The organism is Pantoea sp. X-Soil-MYKO-1785, assembly GCF_059730675.1.
Window position 1 is genome coordinate 3,522,461 of record NZ_AP036000.1, and the last position, 23,452, is coordinate 3,545,912.

Consider the following 23,452-nt stretch of genomic DNA (forward strand, 5'->3'; position numbering starts at 1 on the left):
GATGAAACCTTTTCCCCTCCATCGCTGTACGCTGGCGGTTGCCAGCGTTCTCTACTGTCTGACGTCGGGTAGCACGCTGGCGGAAACTTACTCATCCCTGCCGCCGCCGCCCAGCCTGCAAAATCAGGGTAACGGCCAGCAATATATGCTGGAGCTGGTGGTTAACCAGCAGGCGCGCGGTGACATCGTGACGGTTGAGCAGCGTGACGGCCATTTCTGGCTGCGCAGTGGCGACCTGCAGCGCGCCGGTCTGCCGCTGGATAAGCTGGGCCAGCAGCCACAAATCGACGTCAGCGCGCTGCCGCAGGTCAAAGTGGAGTATGACGATGCGCGGCAACGCCTGCTGCTCACCGTGCCGCCCGGCTGGCTGCCGGGTCAGGTGATTGGCGAGGCGCAAAACGGACCGCGCTACCCCGGCCGCACCAGCAGTGGCGCGCTGATCAATTACGATCTCTATGCCAGCCGGACCGATAACACCGGCACCCGCCTTTCCGCCTGGAACGAGCTGCGGCTGTTTGGCGCGGCCGGACAGTTCTCCAGTAATGGCGTCTGGCAGCAGCAGCTGGAGGGCAGCAACAGCTATCAGGATGACGGCTATATCCGCTACGACAGCTGGTGGAGCAATGAAAACGAAAATGCGGCGATCAGCTGGCAGGTCGGCGACCTGGTGACCGACTCACTGGCCTGGAGTAACAGCGTGCGGCTGGGCGGCGTCCGGATTGGCCGTGACTTTAGCGTCCGTCCCGATCTGGTGACCTATCCGCTGCCCGCCTTTTCCGGCCAGGCCGCCGTGCCCTCGACCGTCGATCTGTTTATTAACGGCTATCGTTCCAGCCAGGCCAATGTGCAGCCTGGGCCGTGGTCACTGACCAACGTGCCGTTCGTCAATGGCGCGGGCGATGCGGTGATCACCACCACCGATGCAGTTGGCCGGCGCATTACCACCACCCTGCCGTTTTATGTTTCCAGCAGCCTGCTGAAGTCGGGTCTGTCCGACTACGCCTTTTCAGCCGGGGCGATCCGTCAGAACTACGGGATAAAGAATTTCGATTATGGCGCGGCGGCGGCCAGCGGGTCTTATCGTTATGGCATGACCGACTGGCTGACGCTGGAGAGCCACGCGGAAGGAAGCGACAGCCTGGCGATGGGCGGTGTCGGCGGGCTGCTGCGCGTCGGCAGCTGGGGTGTGGTGAATGGTGCAGTGGCGCAAAGCCAGCTCGACGGCCAGACCGGCACGCAGTACAGCTGGGGATATCAGTACAACAACCGCTGGTTTAACCTCGGCACCCAGCACACCCAGCGCAGCCGTGACTTCGGCAATCTGGCGCTGGTCGGCAGCCGCGCTGGCACCGACGCCGGCAGCAGCTATGCACTGTCGCGCCGCAGCGCTCAGTACAGCGCCAGCGTGTCGCTCAACCGCTTCGGCAGCGTCGGCGCGGCCTATATCGACATCACCGGTGGCCGCGGCGATCGCACCCGGTTATGGAACCTCTCGTGGAGTAAAAATTTGTGGGGTAACAGCAGCCTCTATGTTTCAGCCAGCCGCGATCAGCAGGAAAAAAGCTGGACCGGGGCTATTTCGCTGGTGATCCCGTTCGGCGAACAGGGCAGTGCCGCCATCAGCACCGAACGCGACCAGCTGGGGCGCGATAATCAGCGGCTCTATGTCTCACGCGCAATGCCCAGTGACGGCGGCATCGCCTGGGACGCTTCGTGGGCCAATCAGAGCGGCGACAGCGGGGATTATCGTCAGGGCAGCCTGCGCTATCGCAACAATCAGATCGATACCTCGGCGGGCTTTTATGGCGATGATGACAACACCACCCAGTGGGCTGACCTCTCCGGCGCGCTGGTGTTGATGGACAACAGTCTGTTTATCGCCAATGAGATTAACGACGCCTTTGTGCTGGTCAAAACCAACTATCCCGACGTCACGGTCCGTTACGAGAACCAGTCGATGGGCCGCACCAATCAGCAGGGCTATCTGCTGGTGCCGTCGATCAGCAGCTACTATCCGGCCAAATATGATATCGATACCCTCGACCTGCCCGCCGATATGACCACCCCGCGGGTAGAGCAGCGTTTTGCCGTGAAACGTCAGAGCGGTTATCTGCTCAACTTCCCGGTGGAAAAACTGCGCTCCGCCAGCGTGATCCTGCACGATGCGCAGGGCCAGCCGTTGCCGGTATCCAGCCTGGTGCAGCGCCCCAATCACCCCACCGAATATGTCGGCTGGGATGGCATTGTCTGGATGGAAGATCTGACCGCCAGCAATCCGATACAGGTCGTGACGCCGGATGGCCGCCACTGTGATACCGAACTGCAAATTGCCGGCGGTCAGCCGCAGGCGCTGAGAACCTATGGGCCATTGACCTGCGCGCTGCCGGCAGCGGCGGCTGGCAGCGCCGCCCATCCTGCTGATGCTTTTACTACCGGAAACTCACCATGATAAATCGTCTGCTATTAGCCGGCCTGTTGTTGCTGCTGCCGTCATTCGGCTACGCCGCTTGCGCCCTGCCCGCCTCCACGGCCAGCTTCGGCTCCGTCACCACCTTTGTCGCCAATAGCACCGTCAGCGCTGTCACTACCAACGCCAACGTCAACTGTGGCGCCGGTGCGGCGCTGTCGCTGCTGGGCAATAACCAGATCACCTTTCAGCTGACCGGTGCCACTAACAGTAACGGCACCCGCGGCACGCTGAAGCGCAGCGGTGATACCGGCAGCGATAATGTGCCGGTCCGGCTCTGTACCGACAGCGCCTGCGCCACTGAACTGACGGTCGGTGGCACCCCGTTTGTCTATGGTTCGCAAACCCTGATCAACCTGGCTGGCCTGCTCGGCAGCCTGAACTTCGCGATTCCAGTCTATCTGCGCACCGTGCCCGGTCAGGTGGTCGCGGCGGGCACCTATCAGGTGACGCTGAATATGGCGGTCACCTACCGCATCTGTACCAGTATCGCGATCGGTAATCTCTGTTTAAGCGAACAGACCGGCAGCGGGGTGATTCCGATTACCGTCACGGCGATCCTGACCAATGACTGCACCACCATTACCGCGCCGAATATCAGCTTTGGCAGTGCGCCACTGGTCGGCAGCTTCTCCAGCGTGTCACAGACCATCAACGTACTGTGCAGCAAAGGCAGCACCTATACCGTCGGCCTGAGCAACGGCAGCTATCCGGTCGGTAGCGTCAGGAACATGGCGAGTGGCGCAAATCGACTGAGCTATGAGATCTACAAAAGCACCACCAGCAATCGCTGGGGACCGGGCGGGACTGAACGCTGGAGCAGCACCACCTCGTCGGCGGTGTCGGCAGATGGACTGACGCGCGGCTTTAACTACACCGCGCGGGTCCTGACCAGCCAGAACACGCCGCCGGCCGGAAACTACAGCGACAGCGTGGTGGTGGATTTGTCATTTTAGAGCGAGGCGCTGACCGGTGCACCGCTGTGGCGCGCCTGATACTGCTTCACCATCCGGCCAATCAGCAGCGTACCGATTAAGCCACAGACGGCGGCGAAGGTCAGCCAGACGCCCGGCATCGCTTTGTCGCCGGTGGCGTGGATCAGGTAGCTGGAAATCGCCGGGGTAAAGCCGCCAAACAGCGCAGTCGCCAGGCTGTAAGCCATAGAGAAACCGGCGGCGCGCACCTCGGCGGGCATGATTTCCGCCAGATACACCACCATCGCCCCGTTATAGCTGGCGTAGAGAAACGACAGCCACAGTTCCGCTTCCAGCAGGTGAGCGAAGCTGGCCGATCCCACCAGCCAGTGCAGCACCGGCCAGGTGGTGGCAATCATCAGCAGGGTAAAGACGATCAGCAGCGGGCGACGGCCGATGCGGTCTGACAGCGATCCCATCAGCGGCAGCCAGATCAGGTTAGAGATGCCGACGCACAGCGTCACCAGGAACGCCTGCTTATCGCTCATCATCAGCACCGTTTTGCCGAAGGTCGGCGTAAACGCGGTGATCATGTAGAACATCACGGTGGTGGTGACCACCATCAGCATCCCCGCCAGCACCAGCGCCCAGTTACTGGCCACCGAACGCATAATCTCGGTCATCCGCGGATGGTGTTTACGCTGGCTGAACGCTTCGGTCTCTTCCAGCATCCGGCGGATATAGAACAGGAACGGCACGATCAGGCAGCCGACCACAAACGGAATGCGCCAGCCCCACTCGGTGACCGCCTCTTTCGCCAGCAGATGATTCAGCGCCAGGCCGAGCAACGCGGCAAAAATGACCGCAACCTGCTGACTGCCGGATTGCCAGCTGACAAAGAACCCTTTGCGTCCTTCTGGCGCCACTTCCGCCAGATAGACCGAGACGCCGCCCAGCTCAACGCCTGCCGAGAAGCCCTGCAGTAAGCGGCCGAGCAGGATCAGTATCGGTGCCGCCGCGCCCAGTGTGGCGTAGCCAGGCACCAGCGCAATGGTCAGGGTGCCGATCGCCATCAGACCCAGCGTCAGCAGCAGACCTTTGCGGCGGCCATGATGGTCAATGTAGGCCCCCAGAATGATCGCCCCGAGCGGACGCATCAGGAAGCCGGCACCAAAGGTCATTAGCGTTAACATCAGTGAGGCGAACGGGTCGTCGCCCGGGAAAAAGGTTTTGGCAATGGCGGTGGCGTAATAGCCAAACACCATAAAGTCGTACATTTCGAGAAAGTTACCGCTGGTAACGTTGAAGATGGTTCTGGCCGCGCTTTTGGGCGACTTTTGTAAAGACGGGGTGTGACTCATAACGGCTTCCTGAAGTTTTTTAGCCGTTTTAGCCCGCCTGAGGCGGCATTAATGTGAGCGGGCTCACCATTGCACTTTACAAAACTGTGTTGAGTGGTAACAACCAATTAACAGGACTGTTTCAGCAGCATAACCGATCGGTGCAACAGCCGGTTCGCCTGATTTCGTCTGGTCTGGCTGAGGCAATAAAAAAGGCGGCTGAGTCAGCCGCCTTCTCTCTGTGCCGGTTAAGCCGCTATTTCTTCACGGTTTCCATGCCCATCAGACCAATTTTCAGATAGCCGGCGGTTCGCAGTTGATCCATCACGCTCATCAGCGTTTCGTAATCCACCGACTTGTCCGCCTGGAAGAAAATGGTGGTTTCTTTGTTGCCGCCGGTCTGACCGGTCAGCACGCTGACCAGCGATTCCGGCGTCACCTGATCGTTACCGACATAAAGCTGTTTATCGGCCTTGATCGACAGGTAAACCGGTTTTTCCGGCCGCGGCTGCGGGGCGCTGGTGGAAGCAGGCAGATTAACGCGCACGTCGACAGTTGCCAGCGGTGCCGCCACCATGAAGATGATCAGCAGAACCAACATCACGTCGATAAACGGCGTCACGTTGATCTCATGCATTTCGCCATCTGTTTCCAGGTCGTCGTTTAATCGCATTGCCATAACAGCTTACCCTAAGCGCAGTTTCTGGGTCGCCGCTGGACGCGGAACGTCAGTGGCGACGTTTCCCAGGTCAATATCACGGCTCTGTAAAAGCAGCACCTGCGCCGCCACATCACCGAGCGAGGCTTTGTAGTTAGCGATCATGCGGGCAAAGACGTTATAGATCACCACCGCCGGAATCGCTGCCACCAGGCCAATTGCCGTTGCCAGCAGCGCTTCCGCGATACCCGGTGCAACGACAGCGAGATTGGTGGTCTGGGTTTTGGCGATGCCGATGAAGCTGTTCATGATGCCCCACACGGTGCCGAACAGACCGATAAACGGCGCGACCGACCCGATAGTCGCCAGGAAGCCGTTGCCCCGGCCGGCATGGCGGCTAAAGGCGGCAACGCGGCGCTCAAGGCGGAAGCTGGTACGATCTTTAATGCCGTTGGTATCTTCAACGCCAGTGGAGAGCTCAAGTTCGTTCTGCGCGTCGTTCAGCAGCACACTGCTGTGGCTGTGCGCGGCGAACGCCTGGGCAATGCGGGCGGCGTCATTCAGATTGCGGGCTTCACCCAGCGCCAGTTGCTCACGCTTCAGGCGACGTTTAGCGGCGCTCAGTTCGGCATATTTGCCGAAGAAGATCGCCCAGGTCACCACTGAGGCCAATAACAGGCCAATCATGACCACTTTTACCACGATATCGGCATGTTGATACATGCCCCAAACGGAGAGGTCCGTTTGCATCAAATCACTGGCTACCACGCTGCTTCTCCAACTTCATCTACAGGGATGCAAGACAAGCGCGAATAATAGCAAAATAACGGCGAATTGATAGTCGTTCTCATTAGTATTTACAAAATCTGGCACCCGCTCTGCCCTGCCACGCCGTCAATATCACCCGAGGTTGCAGGTTCGTTTCGAAAATGTGATGTTGCATGAAAATTTATTAAAACAACGTTTCAAAATGTGATCTCATTCATTCAATCAGCATTGCCGCATTTTTCCAGCGGCAGTTTTCACTATGCTGGCTGCACGCGGCCCCTTGCTACACACGCCGGATTCCTGAGCGCCGCCCTTCCTCTGCTGGAGACAACATAATGAGAATGACCCAAACACGCCTGGCATGTGCCCTGGCGGCAATGATGGTGAGCGCCACCGCCTCGGCACAGGTGATTAAAGTGGCAGAAGTGCAGCCTGCTGGCTACCCCACCGTGGTGGCCCTGCAACACATGGGCGACAAACTTAAGCAGGCAACCGATGGACGGCTGGAGATGAAGCTCTATGCTGGCGGTGTGCTGGGCGATGAGGATCAGACCCTGCAGCAGGTGCAGCTGGGCGCAATTGATATGATCCGCGTCTCGCTGGCACCGGTCACCAGCATTGCGCCGGAAACCAGCGTATTGACGCTGCCCTATATTTTCCGCGACGTCGATCATATGCACAAAGTGCTGGATGGTGAAATCGGCAAAGAGATTGCCGATAAATTCGATAAAGATCCCAACGCCCGGATGGTGTTTCTCGGCTGGACCGACGCCGGTGAACGCAACATGATCACCAAAAAACCGCTGGCGAAGCCCGAGGATCTGAAAGGCATGAAGATCCGGGTGCAGAACAGCGCCATCTCCCTGGCGACGCTGAAAGCGATGGGCGCCAACCCGGTGGCGATGGGCGTCAGCGAAGTGTTCAGCGCCATGCAGACCGGCGTGGTTGATGGCACCGAGAATAACCCACCGACCTTCGTCGCCCATAACTATATGCCAGTCGCGAAGTACTACACCCTGAGCGGCCACTTCATTCAGCCAGAGATGATTCTGTTCTCGAAACGCGCCTGGGATCGTCTCAAGCCTGAGGATCAGGCGCTGCTGAAGAAACTCGGTAAAGAGGCGCAGGATGAAGAGCGTCAGCTGTGGGCAACCTATACCGAACAGTCGATCGCGAAAATGAAAGCGGGCGGCGTCACCTTCCAGCAAACTGACCGCGACTATTTCGTCAAGGCCACCCAGCCGGTGCGCGATCAGTTTGGCGGTAAATACCAGGATCTGATGACCCGGATCGCTGACGTGAAATAACCCTTCCCGCGCCACACTGCCGTGTGGCGTGCTTAATCAGGTATCAATTATGGCTGCTTATACGCGTCTGATGGATGGGCTCTATCTGCTGTGCATGCTGGTTGCCGCCGTGGCGCTGATGATTATGGTGACGGTGATCCCGATCGGAATTTTTGCCCGCTACGTAATGAACGGCGCGCTCTCCTGGCCGGAACCGGTCGCCATTATCTGCATGATCATTTTTACCTTTATCGGCGCGCCGGTCGGCTTACGCGCCGGCACCCATATCTGTGTCTCAATGATGACCGATCGGCTGTCACCTGCCCTGCAGCGTCTGCTGCTGCGGGTCTGCGATCTGCTGATGATTATCACCTGCCTGGTAATCTTTCAGGCCAGTTATAGCCTGTGTGAGGCGATGTGGGTGCAGTCGCTGGCTTCGCTACCCGCCGTTACCTATGGCGAGATGTATCTGCCGATCCCGATTGGCGCGCTCTTTACCCTGCTGTTTGTTGTTGAGCGATTGCTGACCGGCGATCAAAGCCAGCGGCCGATTGTCACGCTGGGCGGCACCCACTAATCCGGAGCAGAAGATGGACGCATTGATTTTATTAGGCAGTTTGCTGGCGTTGCTGCTGGTGGGTTTTCCGGTGGCGTTTGCGGTCGGCCTGAGCGCCTTTATCGGCGCCTGGTGGATCGATCTGCCGCTGGAAGCGGTGGTGATTCAGATTACCAACGGCATTAACAAATTCTCGCTGTTGACCATTCCGTTCTTTATTCTCGCCGGGGCGATCATGGCTGAAGGCGGCATCGCCCGACGGCTGGTCAATTTCGCCTACATCTTTGTCGGCTTCATCCGCGGCGGCCTGTCGCTGGTGAATATCGTCGCCTCAACCTTCTTCGGCGCGATTTCCGGCTCATCGGTGGCCGATACCGCCTCGATCGGCTCGGTGATGATTCCGCAGATGGAAGAGAAAGGCTATCCGCGTGACTTCGCCGCCGCCGTTACCGCCAGCGGTTCGGTGCAGGCGGTATTAACCCCGCCAAGTCATAACTCAGTAATCTACTCGCTGGCCACCGGCGGGCTGGTCACCATCTCGTCGCTGTTTGTCGCCGGAATCTTACCTGGCCTGATGCTAGGTGGCTGTCTGATGATAATGTGCCTCGGTTTTGCCCGTAAACGCGGCTACCCGAAAGGCGAGCGGATCCCGTTTCGTCAGGCGCTGAAGATCTTCTTTGATGCGTTCTGGGGCCTGTTCACCGTGGTGATCATTATGGGCGGGATTCTGTCCGGTATTTTCACCGCGTCGGAGTCTGCGGCGATTGCCTGTATCTGGGCCTTCTTCGTAACGATGTTTATCTATCGTGACTTTAAATGGAACCAGCTGCATATCCTGCTGTTCCGCACCATTAAAACCGTCACCATCGTGATGGTGCTGATCGCCTTCGCCGCCGGGTTTGGCGCGGTGATGACCTTTATGCAATTGCCGACCCTGATCACTGAAGCGTTTACCAGCCTGTCGGACAACAAGTATGTGATTCTGATGTGCATCAACATTCTGTTGCTGGTGGTCGGTACGCTGATGGATATGGCACCGCTGATTCTGATCCTCACGCCGGTGCTGCTGCCGGTCGCGACGACACTGGGCATCGATCCGGTTCACTTCGGCATGATCATGCTGACCAACCTCGGGATCGGCCTGATCACCCCGCCGGTTGGTACGGTACTGTTTGTCGCCAGTGCGGTCAGCAAGCAGAAGATCGAACAGGTGGTCAGCGCGATGCTGCCGTTTTACGGCATGCTGTTTATTGTGCTGATGCTGATTACCTATATTCCGGCCATCTCCCTCTGGTTACCGCGCCTGATGGGCGTGATGTAGCGTCAACCAAATCGGGTCCGTCAGCGGGCCCGATTTTTATCCTGCGACGCACTCTGATAATCGCCATTGAGTCTCAACCCTGCTGGCCGTTTCGTGATAACGTGAAGGCTTAGGCAGAAGCGGCAAAGGCGACTCATGACCACCAAAAAAATTGATACCACACTCGTCAGTGCAGGACGCAGCAAGCGTTATACTCAGGGCTCGGTAAACAGCGTGATTCAGCGTGCCTCCTCGCTGGTTTTTGACACGGTGGCGGAAAAAAAACGCGCCACCGCCGGTCGGGCAAAAGGCGAACTGTTTTATGGCCGCCGCGGCACCCTGACCCACTTTGCGCTGCAGGATGCCATGACCGAACTGGAAGGCGGCGCGGGCTGTGTGCTTTACCCGTGCGGCGCGGCTGCGGTCGCTAACGCGATTCTGGCTTTTGTCAGCGCCGGCGATCACCTATTGATGAGCGGCGCGGTCTATGAGCCGACGCAGGACTTCTGTCATAAAATTCTGCAAAAGATGCAGGTGTCGATCGGCTGGTTCGATCACTGCATTGGCAGCGAAATTGGTGCGCTGGTTCAGCCCAACACCCGGGTGGTATTTCTCGAGTCACCCGCCTCGATTACCATGGAAGTGCAGGATATTCCGGCCATCGTCGCGGCGGTTCGTGCCAAAGCGCCTGAGGCGATCATCATGATCGACAACACCTGGGCCGCCGGGATTCTGTTTAATGCTCTGGCGCATGGCATTGATATTTCAATTCAGGCCGGCACCAAATATCTGATTGGGCACAGCGACGCGATGATCGGCACCGCCGTGGCCAATGCGCGCTGCATCGATCAGCTGCGTGAAAACTCCTATCTGATGGGCCAGATGGTCGATGCGGATAGCGCCTACATGGCGAGCCGCGGCTTACGCACGCTCGGCACCCGACTGCGTCAGCACGAAGAGAGCGCGCTTCAGGTGGCGGAGTGGCTGGCGGCGCGTCCTGAAGTCGAACGGGTTAACCATCCGGCGCTGGCGCAAAGTAAGGGCCACACCTTCTGGCAGCGCGATTTCAACGGCAGCAGCGGGCTGTTCTCCTTTATCCTGAAACAGCAACTTAGCCCAGCGCAACTGGCGGAATATCTCGATCACTTCCATCATTTCAGCATGGCCTACTCGTGGGGCGGCTATGAATCGCTGATCCTGGCGAATCAGCCGGAGGAGCTGGCGGCGATTCGGCCGGTCGGTGGGGTTGATTTCACAGGCACGCTGGTACGACTGCATATTGGCCTGGAGCACGTTGAGGATCTGATCGCTGACCTTGAGGCGGGCTTTGCGCGCCTGACGCGCTGAGTAAACTAAACAGAACCTAAACGCAGTGGCCGCCGCCAGCCGAGATAGCCAGGCGGCGGCAAGATTATTGTTAAAATTTGTCCCGGACCGTTCAGGCGGCAGGCCGAAAATGAAGCGCTGAGTCAGCAGCTTCTGCATTTTCCGACGCGGCAGCCTGACAGGCGGGTTCTCCTTGTGACGTGATGGAATAGCTAATGGGTGTTTTACACGAGATTGTCCACGCGCTCTGGCATCAGGATTTTGCCGCGCTGGCGAATCCGGACGTAGTATGGGTGGTGTACGGCGTAATGTTCCTGACGCTGTTTCTGGAAAACGGACTGTTGCCGGCCTCTTTTCTGCCGGGCGACAGCCTGCTGCTGCTGGCGGGAGCGATGGTCGCCAAGGGCGTAATGGATTTCATTCCGACGATGGTGATCCTCACCACTGCCGCCAGCCTCGGCTGCTGGCTGAGTTATCTGCAGGGGCGCTGGCTGGGCAATACCCGGCTGGTCAAAAGCTGGCTGATGCACCTGCCGGCGCAATACCATCAGCGCGCCTGGAATATGTTTAACCGCCATGGCCTGATGGCGCTGCTGGTGGGGCGTTTTCTCGCCTTCATCCGCACTATTCTGCCGACCATGGCTGGCATTGCGGGCTTACAGAATGGCCGCTTCCAGCTGTTTAACTGGCTGAGCGGCGTCTTATGGGTCGGCATCGTGGTGGCGTTTGGCTACGGCATCAGCCAGGTGCCGTTCATCAAGCGTCATGAAGATCAGGTGATGGCGATTCTGATGGTGCTGCCGATGGTGTTACTGTTTCTCGGCCTGTTCGGCAGCATTCTGGTGATCTGGAAGAAACGTCGGCAGAAACAGGCCTGACGTTCCCCCAATCTGGTGAGGACCCACCGCCTGTCAGGCGGAAGGGTCCGCCACCGTCTGACGTACCCGACTCACTTCCTCGCCCGGCGTGACGCCAAAATAGCGCTTAAACTCGCGCGAAAACTGCGACGGGCTTTCATAGCCAACCCGCACCGCCGCCGCACTGGCTTTCAGTCCATCATGCAGCATCAGCAGCCGCGCCTGATGCAGGCGATAGCGTTTGAGATACTGCAGCGGGGAAGTCTGGGTCACCGCCTTAAAGTTGTGGTGAAAAGCTGAAACGCTCATGTTCACCTCCGCCGCCAGCGCGTCGACGCTGAGATTATCGGCGAAGTGATTTTCAATGCGCCTTAGCGCCCGGGCAATCTGACTGAACTGGGTCTGGCGACTCACCAGCGACAGCAGCGCGCCGCCAATCGGACCGGTCAGTACGTAATAGATAATTTCACGCACAATATGCGGTCCCAGTACCCGGGCATCGCGCGGCTGCGTCATCACATCCAGCAGCCGTTCCGCCGCACATAGCATCGGTTCGGTCAGCCACGCCGAGTGGATGCCGGAAGTCAGCGGCTGTGGCTGAAACTGTTCATCATCACCAATCTCAATCAGCAGATCCTGCAGGCTGGCGGTATCGACATTCAGGCACAAACCGGCGATCGGCACCTCCGGCGAAGCCCAGGTTTCGCACTCAACCGGCAGCGGCACCGTGAGCATCAGGTACTTGCTGGCGTCATACTGGAATACCGTGCTGCCGAGATAGCCGGTTTTACTGCCCTGAAACAGGATCACAATGCCGGGCTGATACATCATCGGCGTGCGCGGACGATACTGATTGGCATAAATCAGTGAAACATTACTGACCGGACAGAGGCGATCGCGGCCGTGGGTCATTAAGGTCACAACCTGCTGCGCCAGGCGGTGACACAGAGCATCATGCGCCATTGGGACTCCTTATCAGGACAAAAACTTAGTGTGCCGCGACACTGCCTGAACCGCCAGCAGATTGCAGAATCAGGCAAGAAGTTTGCCGGATCGGGCATGCCCCTGCCGTCGTGCCTGCTCAGCACGCCAGGCAGGGTGTAAATTGTTGGCTAGACTTAAGCACAGTGAAATCTCACTGGTTAACTGCAACGGAAAGGAGCAACTATGGCAGACCAACCGATTATCAAGCTGCACGATGGCAACATGATGCCGCAACTGGGACTGGGCGTATGGCAGGCCAGTATCGACGAAGCGCGTCAGGCGGTGCTGAAAGCCTTACAGGTCGGCTATCGCTCGATTGATACCGCTGCCGCCTACAAGAATGAGGAAGCGATTGGTCAGGCACTGCAGGAAACCGAGGTGCCGCGCGACGAGATTTTTGTTACCACCAAGCTGTGGAATGACGATCAGCAGAACGTTCAGCAGGCGATGGAAACCAGCCTGCAGAAACTGCAGCTGGAGCAGGTTGACCTCTATCTGATGCACTGGCCATGTCCGGAAAAAGATCACTACGTTGATGCCTGGAAGAAGATGATTGAGCTGCAGCAGCAGGGGCTGACCAAAAGTATCGGCGTCTGTAACTTCCATGAATCCCACCTTAAACGCCTGCTGGATGAGACCGGCGTGACGCCGGTAGTCAATCAGATTGAGCTGCACCCAATGTTACAGCAGCGCACCCTGCACGCCTGGAATGCGATGCACCAGATTCAGACCGAATCCTGGAGCCCGCTGGCGCAGGGCGGTAAAGGCGTGTTTGATCAGGAAGTGATTAAATCGCTGGCTAAGAAATATGGCAAAACCCCGGCGCAGATTGTCATCCGCTGGCATCTGGATAGCGGGCTGGTGGTGATTCCGAAATCGGTGACGCCGGCGCGTATCGAAGAAAACTTCAAGGTTTTCGACTTCCGTCTGGATAAGCATGAAGTCAGCGATATCACTAAGCTGGATAGCGGCAACCGTCTGGGACCGGATCCGGAAACCTTTAACGGCTAAGGTTTGTGGCGCGGCGTGACGCGGGTCATTGCTGTTGCCACACTGAAAAAAAGGGCAACGTAATGTTGCCCTTTTCGTTACGCCGCACGGTTTACTGGGTCGGCTGCACCACCAGTTGACCGGCGGTGCCGCGGTCGGCCAGTTCCAGCGTCTGGCTGTAATAGACAAACGGGAAATGGTCTGACGAACTCTGCGGGAAGCTGACCATCAGTTCCACATCACCGTCGACCCACACCGTATCTTTCCAGCCGCGATCTTCACCCATCGGCTGCGCGCCGTTGACGCTCTTAATCAGGAACATTACGCCCTGAATATGCAGCGCCTGGGGCCGATCGGCATGCACAATCCAGCGCTCAAAGGTGCCCTGCTGCGCGGTGGTATCAATACGGTTCATATCCCAGATCGCCCCGTTGATGCCCGGCATGCTGTCACCGATGCGGAATTCACGCGTGCGCACCGCCACCCCATCCAGAATCTGATCGGCCAGCAGCCGCATCGGCAGATTATCGGTGACCAGCGGCAGCAGGCCGGTCGGCCGTAAGGTCAGGATCAGGGTTGAGGTCAGGATGGAAGACGGCTCAAAGAAGCCGCGCAGCCGATCCATAATCCCCGCCGCGGTGCCGGCGGTAATCGACACTTCATCGCCCTGCGACATATCGATCAACACTTCGCGGCGTTCGCCCGGAGCCAGCGACAGACGCTGCACCGCAACCGGCGCAGGCAGATAGCCCTGATCGCTGGCTATCACCATAAACGGCCGGCTATCGCTCAACATCATCTCATAACGTCGCGCATTCGAGGCGTTCAGCAGACGCAGACGCACCCAGCCACGCGAGACCTCAACAAACGGGTTACGCACCCCATTGACCAGCAGCGTGTCGCCAAGGAAGCCGCCATCCTGCGGTGGATCGTAAACCGGCGTAGCGAAGTTATCGAGCCGCTTGTCCTGAATGATGATCGGGAAGTCGTCGACGCCATAATGTTTTGGCAGCGGCAACTGCTTGCTGACCTCATCTTCAATCAGCCACATACCCGCCAGCCCGTTATAAATATGCGGCGCCATGCGGTTTGGCGTGTTGGCGTGGTACCAGCAGGTCGAGGCCGCCTGACGAATCGGCAGGACCGGCGCCCAGTCGACCCCGGCGGACATCATCCGCGGTGCGCCGCCCATTAGCGCGCCCGGTAACTGCAGGCCGCTAACGGTCATTGAAACCGGCTCATTGAGGCGATTGCTGTAGATCAGCTTCACATCGTCGCCGCTGTAAACACGCACCGTCGGGCCGAGATAGAGGCCATTAATGCCCCACACCGGCACTTTGTTGTTGTCGCCATTGAATGACCAGTGGCTGCGCTGCATGGTTAAAAACAGCGGCTGGCCGCGACGGGATTCCAGCAACGGTGGAATCGGAAGTGGCGTATCACCATTGGCTGAGGACGCGGCACGGGCCGCATGAGGCATAACACCGGCGCTAAGCGCCACTCCAGCAGAAAGCTGGATGAACTGACGTCTGCTGAAAGACATAAAACTTCTGACCTTTTACGCGTGGCGCTCAGCGCCAACCCTGTTTTTATTGCTGTTATGTGCTGTGCTGCGTTCACGGCGAGCGGTTAATCACCGCGTCGCCGTGCGGCATCCCTGCAGGATAGTTCGGCGAAGCGATCGCCGGTCAGATTTTACCGTTTTTTTCGCGTTCTTCGACTTCGGCGTTGAGCTCTTCCAGCTTCGCCGCCATCAATTCACGGCAATGGGTTGCCAGCTTACGCACTGAGGAAGACTCGAACTGTTTAACGTCAACCGGCGGCAGCATCTCAACGATCACCAGCCCATTTTTCCAGCGGTTCAGTTTGATCTTATCGTGGGTATTGGACACCACAATCGGGATGATCGGAACACCCGCTGCAACTGCGGCGTGGAACGCACCGGTTTTAAACGGCAGTAAACCGCGTCCGCGACTGCGGGTGCCTTCCGGGAACATCCAGAACGAGATGCGCTTACGGTTAAACTGATCGACCAGCTGGCCGATAGTACCGTGTGCTTTCGCCCGGTTATCCCGGTCAATCAGCAGGTTGCCGGTCAGCCAGTAGAGCAGACCGAAAAACGGCACCCACAACAGACTCTTTTTGCCGACCGTCACCGTGGTTGGCTGCACGATTTTGGCGGCGGTCACCATGTCGTAGTTGTTCTGATGGTTAGCGATGTAGATCGCATTACCATAATTGTCGGCCCCTTCCGGTCGACGCAGTTCTACTTTAAGGCCAAATACCGTCGACAATTTACCGAACAGACGGCCAAAAGTAGCGACGTGGCGCGGATTGCGCGGTGAAAAAAGACACCAGATACAGCCAAACACAGAAACGAGTATCGAATAAATTACCACGATAATGGTACGCAGTATCAGTAACATAGTTCCCTCATTAAGCCACGGCTGACACAGCGTCAGCCGGGTAGTTTACGCGTCGCTGTCCGGGCTGCCCGGACGCGCAGGGGCATCCAGTTCAACACGATCAATTTTTTGCAGGCCGCGCGGCAGCAGCGTGCCGCGGCGTCCACGGTCGGCGCGGAATTTTTGCAGTTCTTCACTGCGCAGCAGCATCTTACGCTTGCCGACGTGCAGGGTAATGGCGCTGCCCGGTGGCAGAATCATCAGCCACGCCAGTTTATCCTGACCGGCGGCAGCTTCAGCGGCAGGGATCGAGATAATCTTGTTGCCCTTGCCCTTCGACATTTGCGGCAGTTCACCCACCGGGAACATCAGCATCCGTCCCGCCTGGGTGATCGCCAGCAGCATGTCATCTTCATGATGCACCGCCATAGGCGTCATCACCCGGGCGTTTTCCGGCAGCGTCAGCAGCGCTTTACCGGCGCGGTTACGCGAGACCAGATCGGCAAAGGTGCAGATAAAGCCATAGCCTGCATCGGAGGCCATCAGTAAGCGCTGCTCATCCGGCTCCATCAGCACCTGCTCAACCACCGCACCCGGCGGCGGCGTCAGCTTACCGGTCAACGGCTCGCCCTGCCCGCGTGCCGACGGCAGCGAGGTCGGATCCAGCGTGTAGCTGCGTCCGGTGGAGTCGATAAAGGCCACCGGCTGGTTGCTCTTACCACGTGCGGCGGCCAGGTAACTGTCGCCCGCTTTGTAGCTCAGCCCGGCAGGATCGATATCATGCCCTTTGGCGCTGCGCACCCAGCCCATCTGCGACAGCACAATGGTCACCGGCTCAGACGGGATCAGCTCGGTTTCGCTCAGCGCCTTCGCTTCTTCACGTTCGCGCAGCGGAGAACGACGCTCGTCGCCATAGCTGGCGCTGTCGGCCTGTAACTCTTTCTTCAGCAGGGTGTTCATCTTGCGTTCAGAAGCCAGCGTCGCCTGCAGCTGATCGCGTTCTTTCTCCAGCTCGGCCTGCTCAGCGCGGATCTTCACCTCTTCCAGCTTCGCCAGGTGGCGTAACTTCAGTTCGAGGATCGATTCAGCCTGGGTTTCGCTCAGTTCAAAGCGTGACATCAGCACCGGCTTCGGCTCATCTTCGGTACGGATGATGTGGATCACTTCATCGATATTGAGGAAGGCCACCAGCAAACCGTCGAGGATATGCAGACGACGCAGCACGCGGTCGAGCCGGTGATTAAGGCGACGTTTTACCGTATCACGGCGGAACACCAGCCATTCCGACAGGATTTCGTGCAGGTTTTTAACCGCCGGACGGTTGTCCAGGCCAATCATGTTGAGGTTTACCCGGTAGCTCTTTTCCAGGTCGGTGGTGGCGAACAGATGGTTCATCACCTGATCAAGATCGACCCGGTTAGAGCGTGGCACAATCACCAGACGGGTCGGATTCTCATGATCCGATTCGTCACGCAGGTCCTCGACCATCGGCAGCTTTTTATTGCGCATCTGGCTGGCGATCTGTTCCAGTACCCGCGCGCCTGACACCTGATGCGGCAGCGCGGTGATCACCACCTCGCCCTCTTCCTTCTTCCACACCGCACGCTGGCGAATAGATCCGCGCCCGTTCTGATAGATTTTGCGGATCTCGTCACGCGGCGTAATGATCTCCGCCTCGGTCGGATAATCCGGGCCCTGCACGATATCCAGCAGCGCATCCAGCGTGGTTTTGGGATGGTCGATCAGGGTGATCGCCGCCTGCGCCACTTCACGCAGGTTATGCGGTGGAATATCGGTCGCCATACCGACCGCGATACCGGTGGTGCCGTTCAGCAGAATGTTCGGCAACCGCGCCGGCAGCATCTTCGGCTCCTGCAGGGTGCCATCAAAATTCGGCTGGTAATCGACCGTGCCCTGACCCAGCTCACCCAGCAGCAGTTCCGCATATTTTGACAGGCGGGATTCGGTGTAACGCATCGCGGCGAAGGACTTAGGATCGTCCGGTGCGCCCCAGTTACCCTGTCCATCCACCAGCGGATAGCGATAAGAGAACGGCTGCGCCATTAATACCATCGCTTCATAGCAGGCGCTGTCGCCGTGCGGATGGTATTTACCCAGCACGTCACCCACGGTTCGCGCCGATTTTTTAAATTTGGCGCTGGCGGTGAGGCCCAGCTCGGACATCGCGTAGATAATGCGTCGCTGTACCGGCTTTAGCCCGTCACCAATGTAGGGCAACGCGCGGTCCATGATGACGTACATCGAATAGTTTAAGTACGCATTCTCAGTAAATGTGTGCAGGGCAAGACGCTCTGCACCATCCTGCGTCAGTTCACTCATTAATTTCTCATCCTCACATCGTGGCCCACAACGGCGGGACACCCGGCGGTGGTTTGGCGAGGATAGTACCTTATTCGCCGGTGTTAGTCACAGGGGAAGCGCGCGGTGACAGGCGCTCAGCTGGCGGGGGTTACGCCGTCAGCTGAGCGGGGATCAGACAGAATGCATTACGGCTGTGCACCTATCCACTGTCGGGCGATCTCGCGATACTCACCGGTGGCGGTGCTGAGGTGCAGCCACTGATCAACATAGAGTTTCCAGCTGATGTCATCGCGCGGGATCATGTAAGCTTTTTCACCATATTGCAGCGGCCGATCGGCATTGATCGCACACAGCGTCGGGAAGCGCTGCTGCTGATAGCGCGCCTCAGAGGCATCGGTGATCATCACATCAGCGTGGTTGTCGACCAGCTGCTGGAAGATGGTGACGTTATCGTGGAACAGGGTCAGCGAGGCCTGCGGCAGATGGCTGTGAACAAAGGCTTCATTGGTGCCGCCCGCCGGCTCCACCAGACGGACCTCCGGGCGATTGAGCTGCTCCAGCGTCTGATAGCGATCCTTATCGGCGCAGCGCACCAGCGGGATTTTGCCGTCCACGCCGAGCGGCTGAGCGAACCAGGCGGTCTGCTGCCGCTTCAGGGTAACGGATACGCCACCCAGCGCGATATCACACTGCTTCGCCAGAAAATCGGGCATCAGGGTTTTCCAGCTGGTGGCTACCCATTCTACTTTCGCGCCCAGCGAGGCGGCCAGCGCCTTCGCCATGCTGATATCCAGCCCTTCATACTGGCCGTCGGGACGCAGAAAGCTGTAAGGCTTGTAGTCGCCGGTGGTACAGACTTTCAGCACTTTACTGCTGAGAACACTGTCCAGACGTGACTGGGCCTGAGCGGCACCGCTGGCCAGCAGCAGAGCAAGGATGACAATTTTTTTCATTATTTTGTTTTCTCAGGCAGGTTGGTTTGCGTACTGAATGGTGCCATAAATCGGCGTATTGTTGCCGCTACAGCAAAAGTGTTGTGATCAGCCTCCCATTTCTCTGTCACCGCTTCGCGCGTAAGCTGAGCGTCATACACAGAAAACGGAGCAGATATTCAAATGAGTAAGATCTTAATTATCGACGGCGGTAAAACCTTTGCCCACTCAAAAGGCGAACTGAACCACACTTTGACCGACGTCGCCGCCAGCCAGCTGCGTGATATGGGCCATGAAGTTTCTGTCACCGTGGCGGACAGCGACTACGTGGTGGCTGACGAAGTACAAAAATATGTCGACAGCGATGTGATTATTTATCAGATGCCAGGCTGGTGGATGGGTGAACCCTGGACCGTTAAGCGCTACATTGATGAAGTCTTTACCGAAGGTCACGGTTCGCTGTACGCCAGTGATGGCCGCACCCGCTCTGACGCCGCCAAAAAATATGGTTCCGGCGGTCTGCTGCAGGGCAAAAAGTATATGCTGTCACTGACCTGGAATGCGCCACTGCAGGCGTTTACCGATCCGGAGCAGTTCTTTGAAGGCGTTGGCGTGGATGGGCTTTACCTGCACTTCCATAAAGCCAACCAGTTCCTGGGTATGGAAGCCCTGCCGACCTTTATCTGTAATGACGTGATCAAGCAGCCTGATGTACCGCGTGACATTGCGGCCTATCGCGCCCATCTGACGCGCGTTTTTGCCTGAGTCAGGCTGCCGTTAAGCTTTATCTCCCGCGAAAGAGGAATCCGCGAATGTTAACAGTCGTTGCTGAAATTTGTGTAAAACCCGGCCGCCGTCAGGCGGTGCTTGAGGCCGTGAAAGCGCTGATCCCGACCGTGCTGCAGGAAGAGGGATGCCACCAGTATGATGCGCTGCTGGACCATCAGGCACAGGTGCCGTGGAAACAGAACTCGCCGGACTCCATTTTTATGCTGGAACAGTGGGAAACGCTGCGTCATCTGGAGCAGCATCAGCAGATGCCGCACATGGATGCGCATCGCGCCATCATTAAAGATGATGTAGTGGATGTGAAAATCCTGGTGCTGGAACCCAGTGCCTGATGATTGCTGAAGCCCTGCCCCTTGTTCTGTAACCGGGCAGAGTCTGGCGATAAGCCTGAAGCAGGGTGCCTCTCGCAGCGATACATTAGCTCAACGCGCAGAGAGTATGGTCAGAAGAGGAAAGCGTCCCGCGCCAGAGACGGCGCGGGTCGAGCGTACCATGGATGGCGGTTGCTGGGCCTTTCGGATCTGACCCTGTTCCCTGCGCATGCACCCTCCCACAGCGAATCCAGCCAGACCTTATCAGCCTCCTCAAACCTCTGCCTCGTGGCAGGGGTTTTTTATGATGACATCAAAGCTTATAGCAGCTGGCGACAGTCGATCTCGGTGCGAAGAAAATCGAGAAAGCAGCCAATACGTGAGGAGAGCGTGGTGTTGCGATAGTAGACCGCGTGAACCGGCAGCCGCAGTTCGCGGGTTTCATCGGGCAATACCGGCACCAGCCGTCCGGCGGCGCAATCTTCCCGGCTGACAAAGTCGGAGAGGCGCGCAATGCCCTGCCCGGCCAGCGCCAGCTGTCGGATGGTTTCGCCACTGGAGGCGGAGAGCGTTGGCTTGATCCGCATAAACTCGCCGTCGGGCTGCCAGACCGGCCAGACGTTGTGATTATCAAGATGACTGAAACCGATGATCTGATGCTGTTCAAGATCGGCGACGGTTTGCGGCGTGCCGGCTTTCGCCAGGTAGGCCGGGCTGGCCATCAGACGAATGGCGCTGCTGCCCAGCATCCGCGCACGCAGCGTGGAATCGCGCAGTTCGCCGATGCGAATGGCAATATCGGTTTGCTGCTCCAGCAGATCGATCAGAATATCGTCGGTATTGAGTTCCAGCTGAATCAGCGGATATTGCGCGCGAAACGCATCCACCAGCGGCACAATCACATGCAGCATAAACGGGGTGGCGGCATTGACCCGCAGCCGTCCTGAAGGCATTTCGCGCCGCTGGGCAATCTGCTCTTCCGCCTGCTCTACCGACGCCAGAATCTGACGCGCATGCTCCAGAAATACCTGCCCTTCCTCTGTCAGTGCCAGCCGTCGGGTGGTGCGATGAAGCAGGGTGGTTTGCAGTTTGCTTTCCAGCCGACTTAAGGCGCGACTGATGCCTGAACTGGTCTGCGCCAGCTGGTCGGCTGCGGCGGTAATCGATCCGCTATCCACTACCGCGACCCAGGCACGTAACTCTTCCAGTGTAATTTTCACAATTGCTGCTGTCTCTGCTGTGTAGGCCTTCGCGGGCGGCTTGTTGCCCACCGGTCAGGGTTGACGCGCGCCACCTGTAAAACAGGACGCTGGCGCGTCCTGTTTTTTTATACTTCGATGTCGGCCATGTCGCCTTTTTCCTGCAACCAGTTTCGCCGGTCTTCGGAACGTTTTTTCGCCAGCAGCATATCCATCATACGTAACGTCTGGTCGACGTCTTCATCACTGATGGTCAGCTGCACCAGCCGGCGGGTATTGGGATCCAGAGTGGTTTCGCGCAGCTGCAGCGGGTTCATCTCACCCAGCCCTTTAAAGCGCTGGACGTTAGGTTTGCCCTTTTTACGCTTCAGCTGCTCCAGCACGCCCTCTTTCTCATCTTCATCCAGCGCGTAGTAAACCTCTTTGCCCAGATCGATGCGGTAGAGCGGCGGCATCGCCACATAGACGTGACCGCCTTTAACCAGCGAACGGAAATGCTTCACAAACAGCGCGCAGAGTAAGGTCGCGATATGCAGACCATCGGAGTCCGCATCCGCCAGAATGCAGACTTTGCCGTAGCGCAGCTGCGAAAGATCTTCACTGTCGGGATCGATACCGATCGCCACGGAAATATCGTGCACTTCCTGCGAGGCCAGCACTTCATCCGAAGAGACTTCCCAGGTGTTAAGGATCTTACCTTTCAGCGGCATGATCGCCTGATATTCACGATCGCGCGCCTGCTTAGCCGATCCACCGGCTGAATCCCCTTCGACCAGGAACAGCTCGGTCTTATTCAGATCCTGCGCGGTACAGTCCGCCAGTTTGCCAGGCAACGCCGGGCCGCTGGTGAGCTTTTTACGCACCACTTTCTTCGCCGCGCGCAGGCGACGCTGGGCGCTGGAAATTGCCAGTTCGGCCAGCTGCTCAGCCGCCTGCACGTTCTGGTTGAGCCACAGGCTGAAGGCATCTTTTACCACGCCCGACACAAAGGCCGCGCACTGACGTGAAGAGAGGCGCTCTTTGGTTTGTCCGGCAAACTGCGGATCCTGCATCTTCACTGACAGCACGTAGGCGCAGCGATCCCAGATATCTTCTGCGGAGAGTTTTACGCCGCGCGGCAGGATGTTGCGGTATTCACAGAATTCACGCATCGCATCCAGCAGGCCCTGACGCAGACCGTTAACGTGGGTACCGCCCTGCATGGTCGGGATCAGGTTAACGTAGCTTTCGGTGAGCAGTTCGCCGCCTTCCGGCAGCCACAACAGCGCCCAGTCGACCGCTTCAACGTCACCGGCAAAACTGCCGACGAACGGTTTTTCCGGCAGCGTTGGCAGCCCGTTAACCGCTTCGCACAGATAGTCAGTCAGGCCATCTTCGTAGCACCAGCGCTGCTCGGTGTTATTCAGCTTGTCTTTAAAGACGATTTCGACGCCCGGACAGAGCACCGCTTTGGCTTTCAGCAGGTGCGACAGGCGCGATACCGAGAAGCGCGGGCTGTCGAAGAAACTTTCATCCGGCCAGAAGTGCACGCGGGTGCCGGTATTGCGCTTAGCCACCGTGCCGGTGACCGTCAGTTCCTGCACCTTTTCGCCATTTTCAAAGGCGATGTCATACACTTCGCCATTACGGCGTACCGTGACTTCCACCCGTTTTGACAGGGCGTTCACCACCGAAATGCCGACGCCGTGCAGGCCGCCCGAGAACTGATAGTTTTTGTTGGAGAACTTGCCGCCGGCGTGCAGACGACAGAGGATCAGTTCCACCGCAGGCACGCCCTCTTCCGGGTGAATATCCACCGGCATGCCGCGACCATCATCAATAACTTCCAGTGATTGATCGGCGTGCAGAATCACTTCAACCCGCTTCGCGTGGCCGCCCAGCGCCTCATCGACGCTGTTATCAATCACTTCCTGACCCAAATGGTTGGGCCGCGTCGTGTCGGTGTACATGCCCGGGCGACGGCGAACAGGCTCAAGGCCAGTCAGGACCTCAATGGCATCCGCGTTATAGTTTGATTGACTCATCGTAAATGTCTGATTAGAAGGGTG

The 23,452-nt window shown here is 58.1% G+C and carries 20 protein-coding genes; 10 read left to right on the plus strand and 10 right to left on the minus strand.

Translation table 11 applies throughout. The features are described 5' to 3' along the window. The first annotated feature begins 1 nt into the window (after window position 1). Together AC6I8D_RS16635 and AC6I8D_RS16640 are read left to right on the plus strand one after the other, a co-directional pair. On the plus strand, window positions 2–2,449 hold the full coding sequence (locus AC6I8D_RS16635) for a fimbria/pilus outer membrane usher protein (RefSeq protein WP_312758567.1): 2,448 nt from the start codon (window positions 2–4) through the stop codon (window positions 2,447–2,449). Beyond that, window positions 2,446–3,423 (plus strand): Csu type fimbrial protein, encoded by a 978-nt coding sequence (locus AC6I8D_RS16640; protein ID WP_312758569.1) that lies wholly within the window; start codon window positions 2,446–2,448, stop codon window positions 3,421–3,423. Before AC6I8D_RS16635 ends, AC6I8D_RS16640 begins: the two co-directional genes overlap by 4 nt. Here the strand turns inward: AC6I8D_RS16640 and AC6I8D_RS16645 are convergent. From AC6I8D_RS16645 to exbB, 3 genes are all read right to left on the minus strand, one after another. Then, window positions 3,420–4,742: an MFS transporter gene (locus AC6I8D_RS16645; RefSeq protein WP_497820497.1), complete on the minus strand. Its 1,323-nt coding sequence runs from the start codon at window positions 4,740–4,742 to the stop codon at window positions 3,420–3,422. The genes AC6I8D_RS16640 and AC6I8D_RS16645 overlap by 4 nt on opposite strands. A 235-nt stretch (window positions 4,743–4,977) precedes the next feature. Next, window positions 4,978–5,400 carry a TonB system transport protein ExbD gene (gene exbD, locus AC6I8D_RS16650; RefSeq protein ID WP_031376525.1) on the minus strand — a complete coding sequence of 141 codons (423 nt, stop codon included), beginning with the start codon at window positions 5,398–5,400 and terminating at the stop codon, window positions 4,978–4,980. A gap of 6 nt (window positions 5,401–5,406) precedes the next feature. Then, window positions 5,407–6,129, minus strand: a complete 723-nt coding sequence (gene exbB / locus AC6I8D_RS16655; protein WP_312053082.1) for a tol-pal system-associated acyl-CoA thioesterase — start codon at window positions 6,127–6,129, stop codon at window positions 5,407–5,409. A gap of 353 nt (window positions 6,130–6,482) precedes the next feature. Here exbB and AC6I8D_RS16660 point away from each other — a divergent pair, with 353 nt between their 5' ends. The 5 genes from AC6I8D_RS16660 (at window position 6,483) to AC6I8D_RS16680 (ending at window position 11,493) form a co-directional block, all read left to right on the plus strand. Further along, window positions 6,483–7,454 (plus strand): TRAP transporter substrate-binding protein, encoded by a 972-nt coding sequence (locus AC6I8D_RS16660; protein ID WP_312053084.1) that lies wholly within the window; start codon window positions 6,483–6,485, stop codon window positions 7,452–7,454. Between the two features lie 49 nt (window positions 7,455–7,503). Then, a complete protein-coding gene (locus tag AC6I8D_RS16665) occupies window positions 7,504–8,010 on the plus strand; it encodes a TRAP transporter small permease (RefSeq protein WP_031376523.1) in 507 nt (168 codons plus the stop codon). A gap of 13 nt (window positions 8,011–8,023) precedes the next feature. Next, a complete protein-coding gene (locus AC6I8D_RS16670) occupies window positions 8,024–9,310 on the plus strand; it encodes a TRAP transporter large permease (protein ID WP_031376522.1) in 1,287 nt (428 codons plus the stop codon). A gap of 135 nt (window positions 9,311–9,445) precedes the next feature. Further along, the gene (gene metC / locus AC6I8D_RS16675) at window positions 9,446–10,636 is read left to right on the plus strand and encodes a cystathionine beta-lyase (RefSeq protein WP_497820498.1); all 1,191 of its coding nucleotides are present in this window, start codon (window positions 9,446–9,448) and stop codon (window positions 10,634–10,636) included. Window positions 10,637–10,830: 194 nt separating this feature from the next. Beyond that, the gene (locus AC6I8D_RS16680) at window positions 10,831–11,493 is read left to right on the plus strand and encodes a DedA family protein (RefSeq protein ID WP_312053090.1); all 663 of its coding nucleotides are present in this window, start codon (window positions 10,831–10,833) and stop codon (window positions 11,491–11,493) included. Between the two features lie 33 nt (window positions 11,494–11,526). On the opposite strand, the gene AC6I8D_RS16685 is transcribed toward AC6I8D_RS16680, so the two are convergent. Next, window positions 11,527–12,435: an AraC family transcriptional regulator gene (locus AC6I8D_RS16685; RefSeq protein ID WP_312053091.1), complete on the minus strand. Its 909-nt coding sequence runs from the start codon at window positions 12,433–12,435 to the stop codon at window positions 11,527–11,529. Between the two features lie 204 nt (window positions 12,436–12,639). On the opposite strand from AC6I8D_RS16685, the gene dkgA reads away from it, so the two are divergent. After that, window positions 12,640–13,467, plus strand: a complete 828-nt coding sequence (gene dkgA / locus AC6I8D_RS16690; protein WP_312053092.1) for a 2,5-didehydrogluconate reductase DkgA — start codon at window positions 12,640–12,642, stop codon at window positions 13,465–13,467. Between the two features lie 91 nt (window positions 13,468–13,558). Here the strand turns inward: dkgA and ftsP are convergent, their stop codons facing one another. The 4 genes from ftsP to AC6I8D_RS16710 form a co-directional block, all read right to left on the minus strand. Further along, window positions 13,559–14,989, minus strand: coding sequence for a cell division protein FtsP (ftsP, locus tag AC6I8D_RS16695; RefSeq protein WP_497820499.1), 1,431 nt, complete (start codon window positions 14,987–14,989; stop codon window positions 13,559–13,561). Between the two features lie 145 nt (window positions 14,990–15,134). After that, a complete protein-coding gene (locus AC6I8D_RS16700; RefSeq protein WP_312053095.1) occupies window positions 15,135–15,872 on the minus strand; it encodes a 1-acylglycerol-3-phosphate O-acyltransferase in 738 nt (245 codons plus the stop codon). Window positions 15,873–15,917: 45 nt separating this feature from the next. Then, complete coding sequence (gene parC, locus AC6I8D_RS16705) at window positions 15,918–18,191, minus strand: DNA topoisomerase IV subunit A (RefSeq protein ID WP_312053096.1); 2,274 nt, start codon at window positions 18,189–18,191, stop codon at window positions 15,918–15,920. 167 nt (window positions 18,192–18,358) lie between these two features. After that, a complete protein-coding gene (locus AC6I8D_RS16710; RefSeq protein WP_497820500.1) occupies window positions 18,359–19,126 on the minus strand; it encodes a transporter substrate-binding domain-containing protein in 768 nt (255 codons plus the stop codon). Window positions 19,127–19,288: 162 nt separating this feature from the next. Here AC6I8D_RS16710 and AC6I8D_RS16715 point away from each other — a divergent pair, with 162 nt between their 5' ends. Then, window positions 19,289–19,870: an NAD(P)H-dependent oxidoreductase gene (locus tag AC6I8D_RS16715; RefSeq protein ID WP_312053100.1), complete on the plus strand. Its 582-nt coding sequence runs from the start codon at window positions 19,289–19,291 to the stop codon at window positions 19,868–19,870. 47 nt (window positions 19,871–19,917) lie between these two features. Then, a complete protein-coding gene (locus AC6I8D_RS16720) occupies window positions 19,918–20,226 on the plus strand; it encodes a putative quinol monooxygenase (protein ID WP_312053102.1) in 309 nt (102 codons plus the stop codon). Between the two features lie 299 nt (window positions 20,227–20,525). Here the strand turns inward: AC6I8D_RS16720 and AC6I8D_RS16725 are convergent, their stop codons facing one another. Both AC6I8D_RS16725 and parE read right to left on the minus strand, forming a co-directional pair. Next, window positions 20,526–21,425, minus strand: a complete 900-nt coding sequence (locus AC6I8D_RS16725) for a LysR substrate-binding domain-containing protein (RefSeq protein WP_497820501.1) — start codon at window positions 21,423–21,425, stop codon at window positions 20,526–20,528. A 107-nt stretch (window positions 21,426–21,532) separates the two neighbouring features. Then, window positions 21,533–23,428, minus strand: coding sequence for a DNA topoisomerase IV subunit B (gene parE, locus AC6I8D_RS16730; protein ID WP_031376511.1), 1,896 nt, complete (start codon window positions 23,426–23,428; stop codon window positions 21,533–21,535). Between the last annotated feature and the right edge of the window lie 24 nt (window positions 23,429–23,452).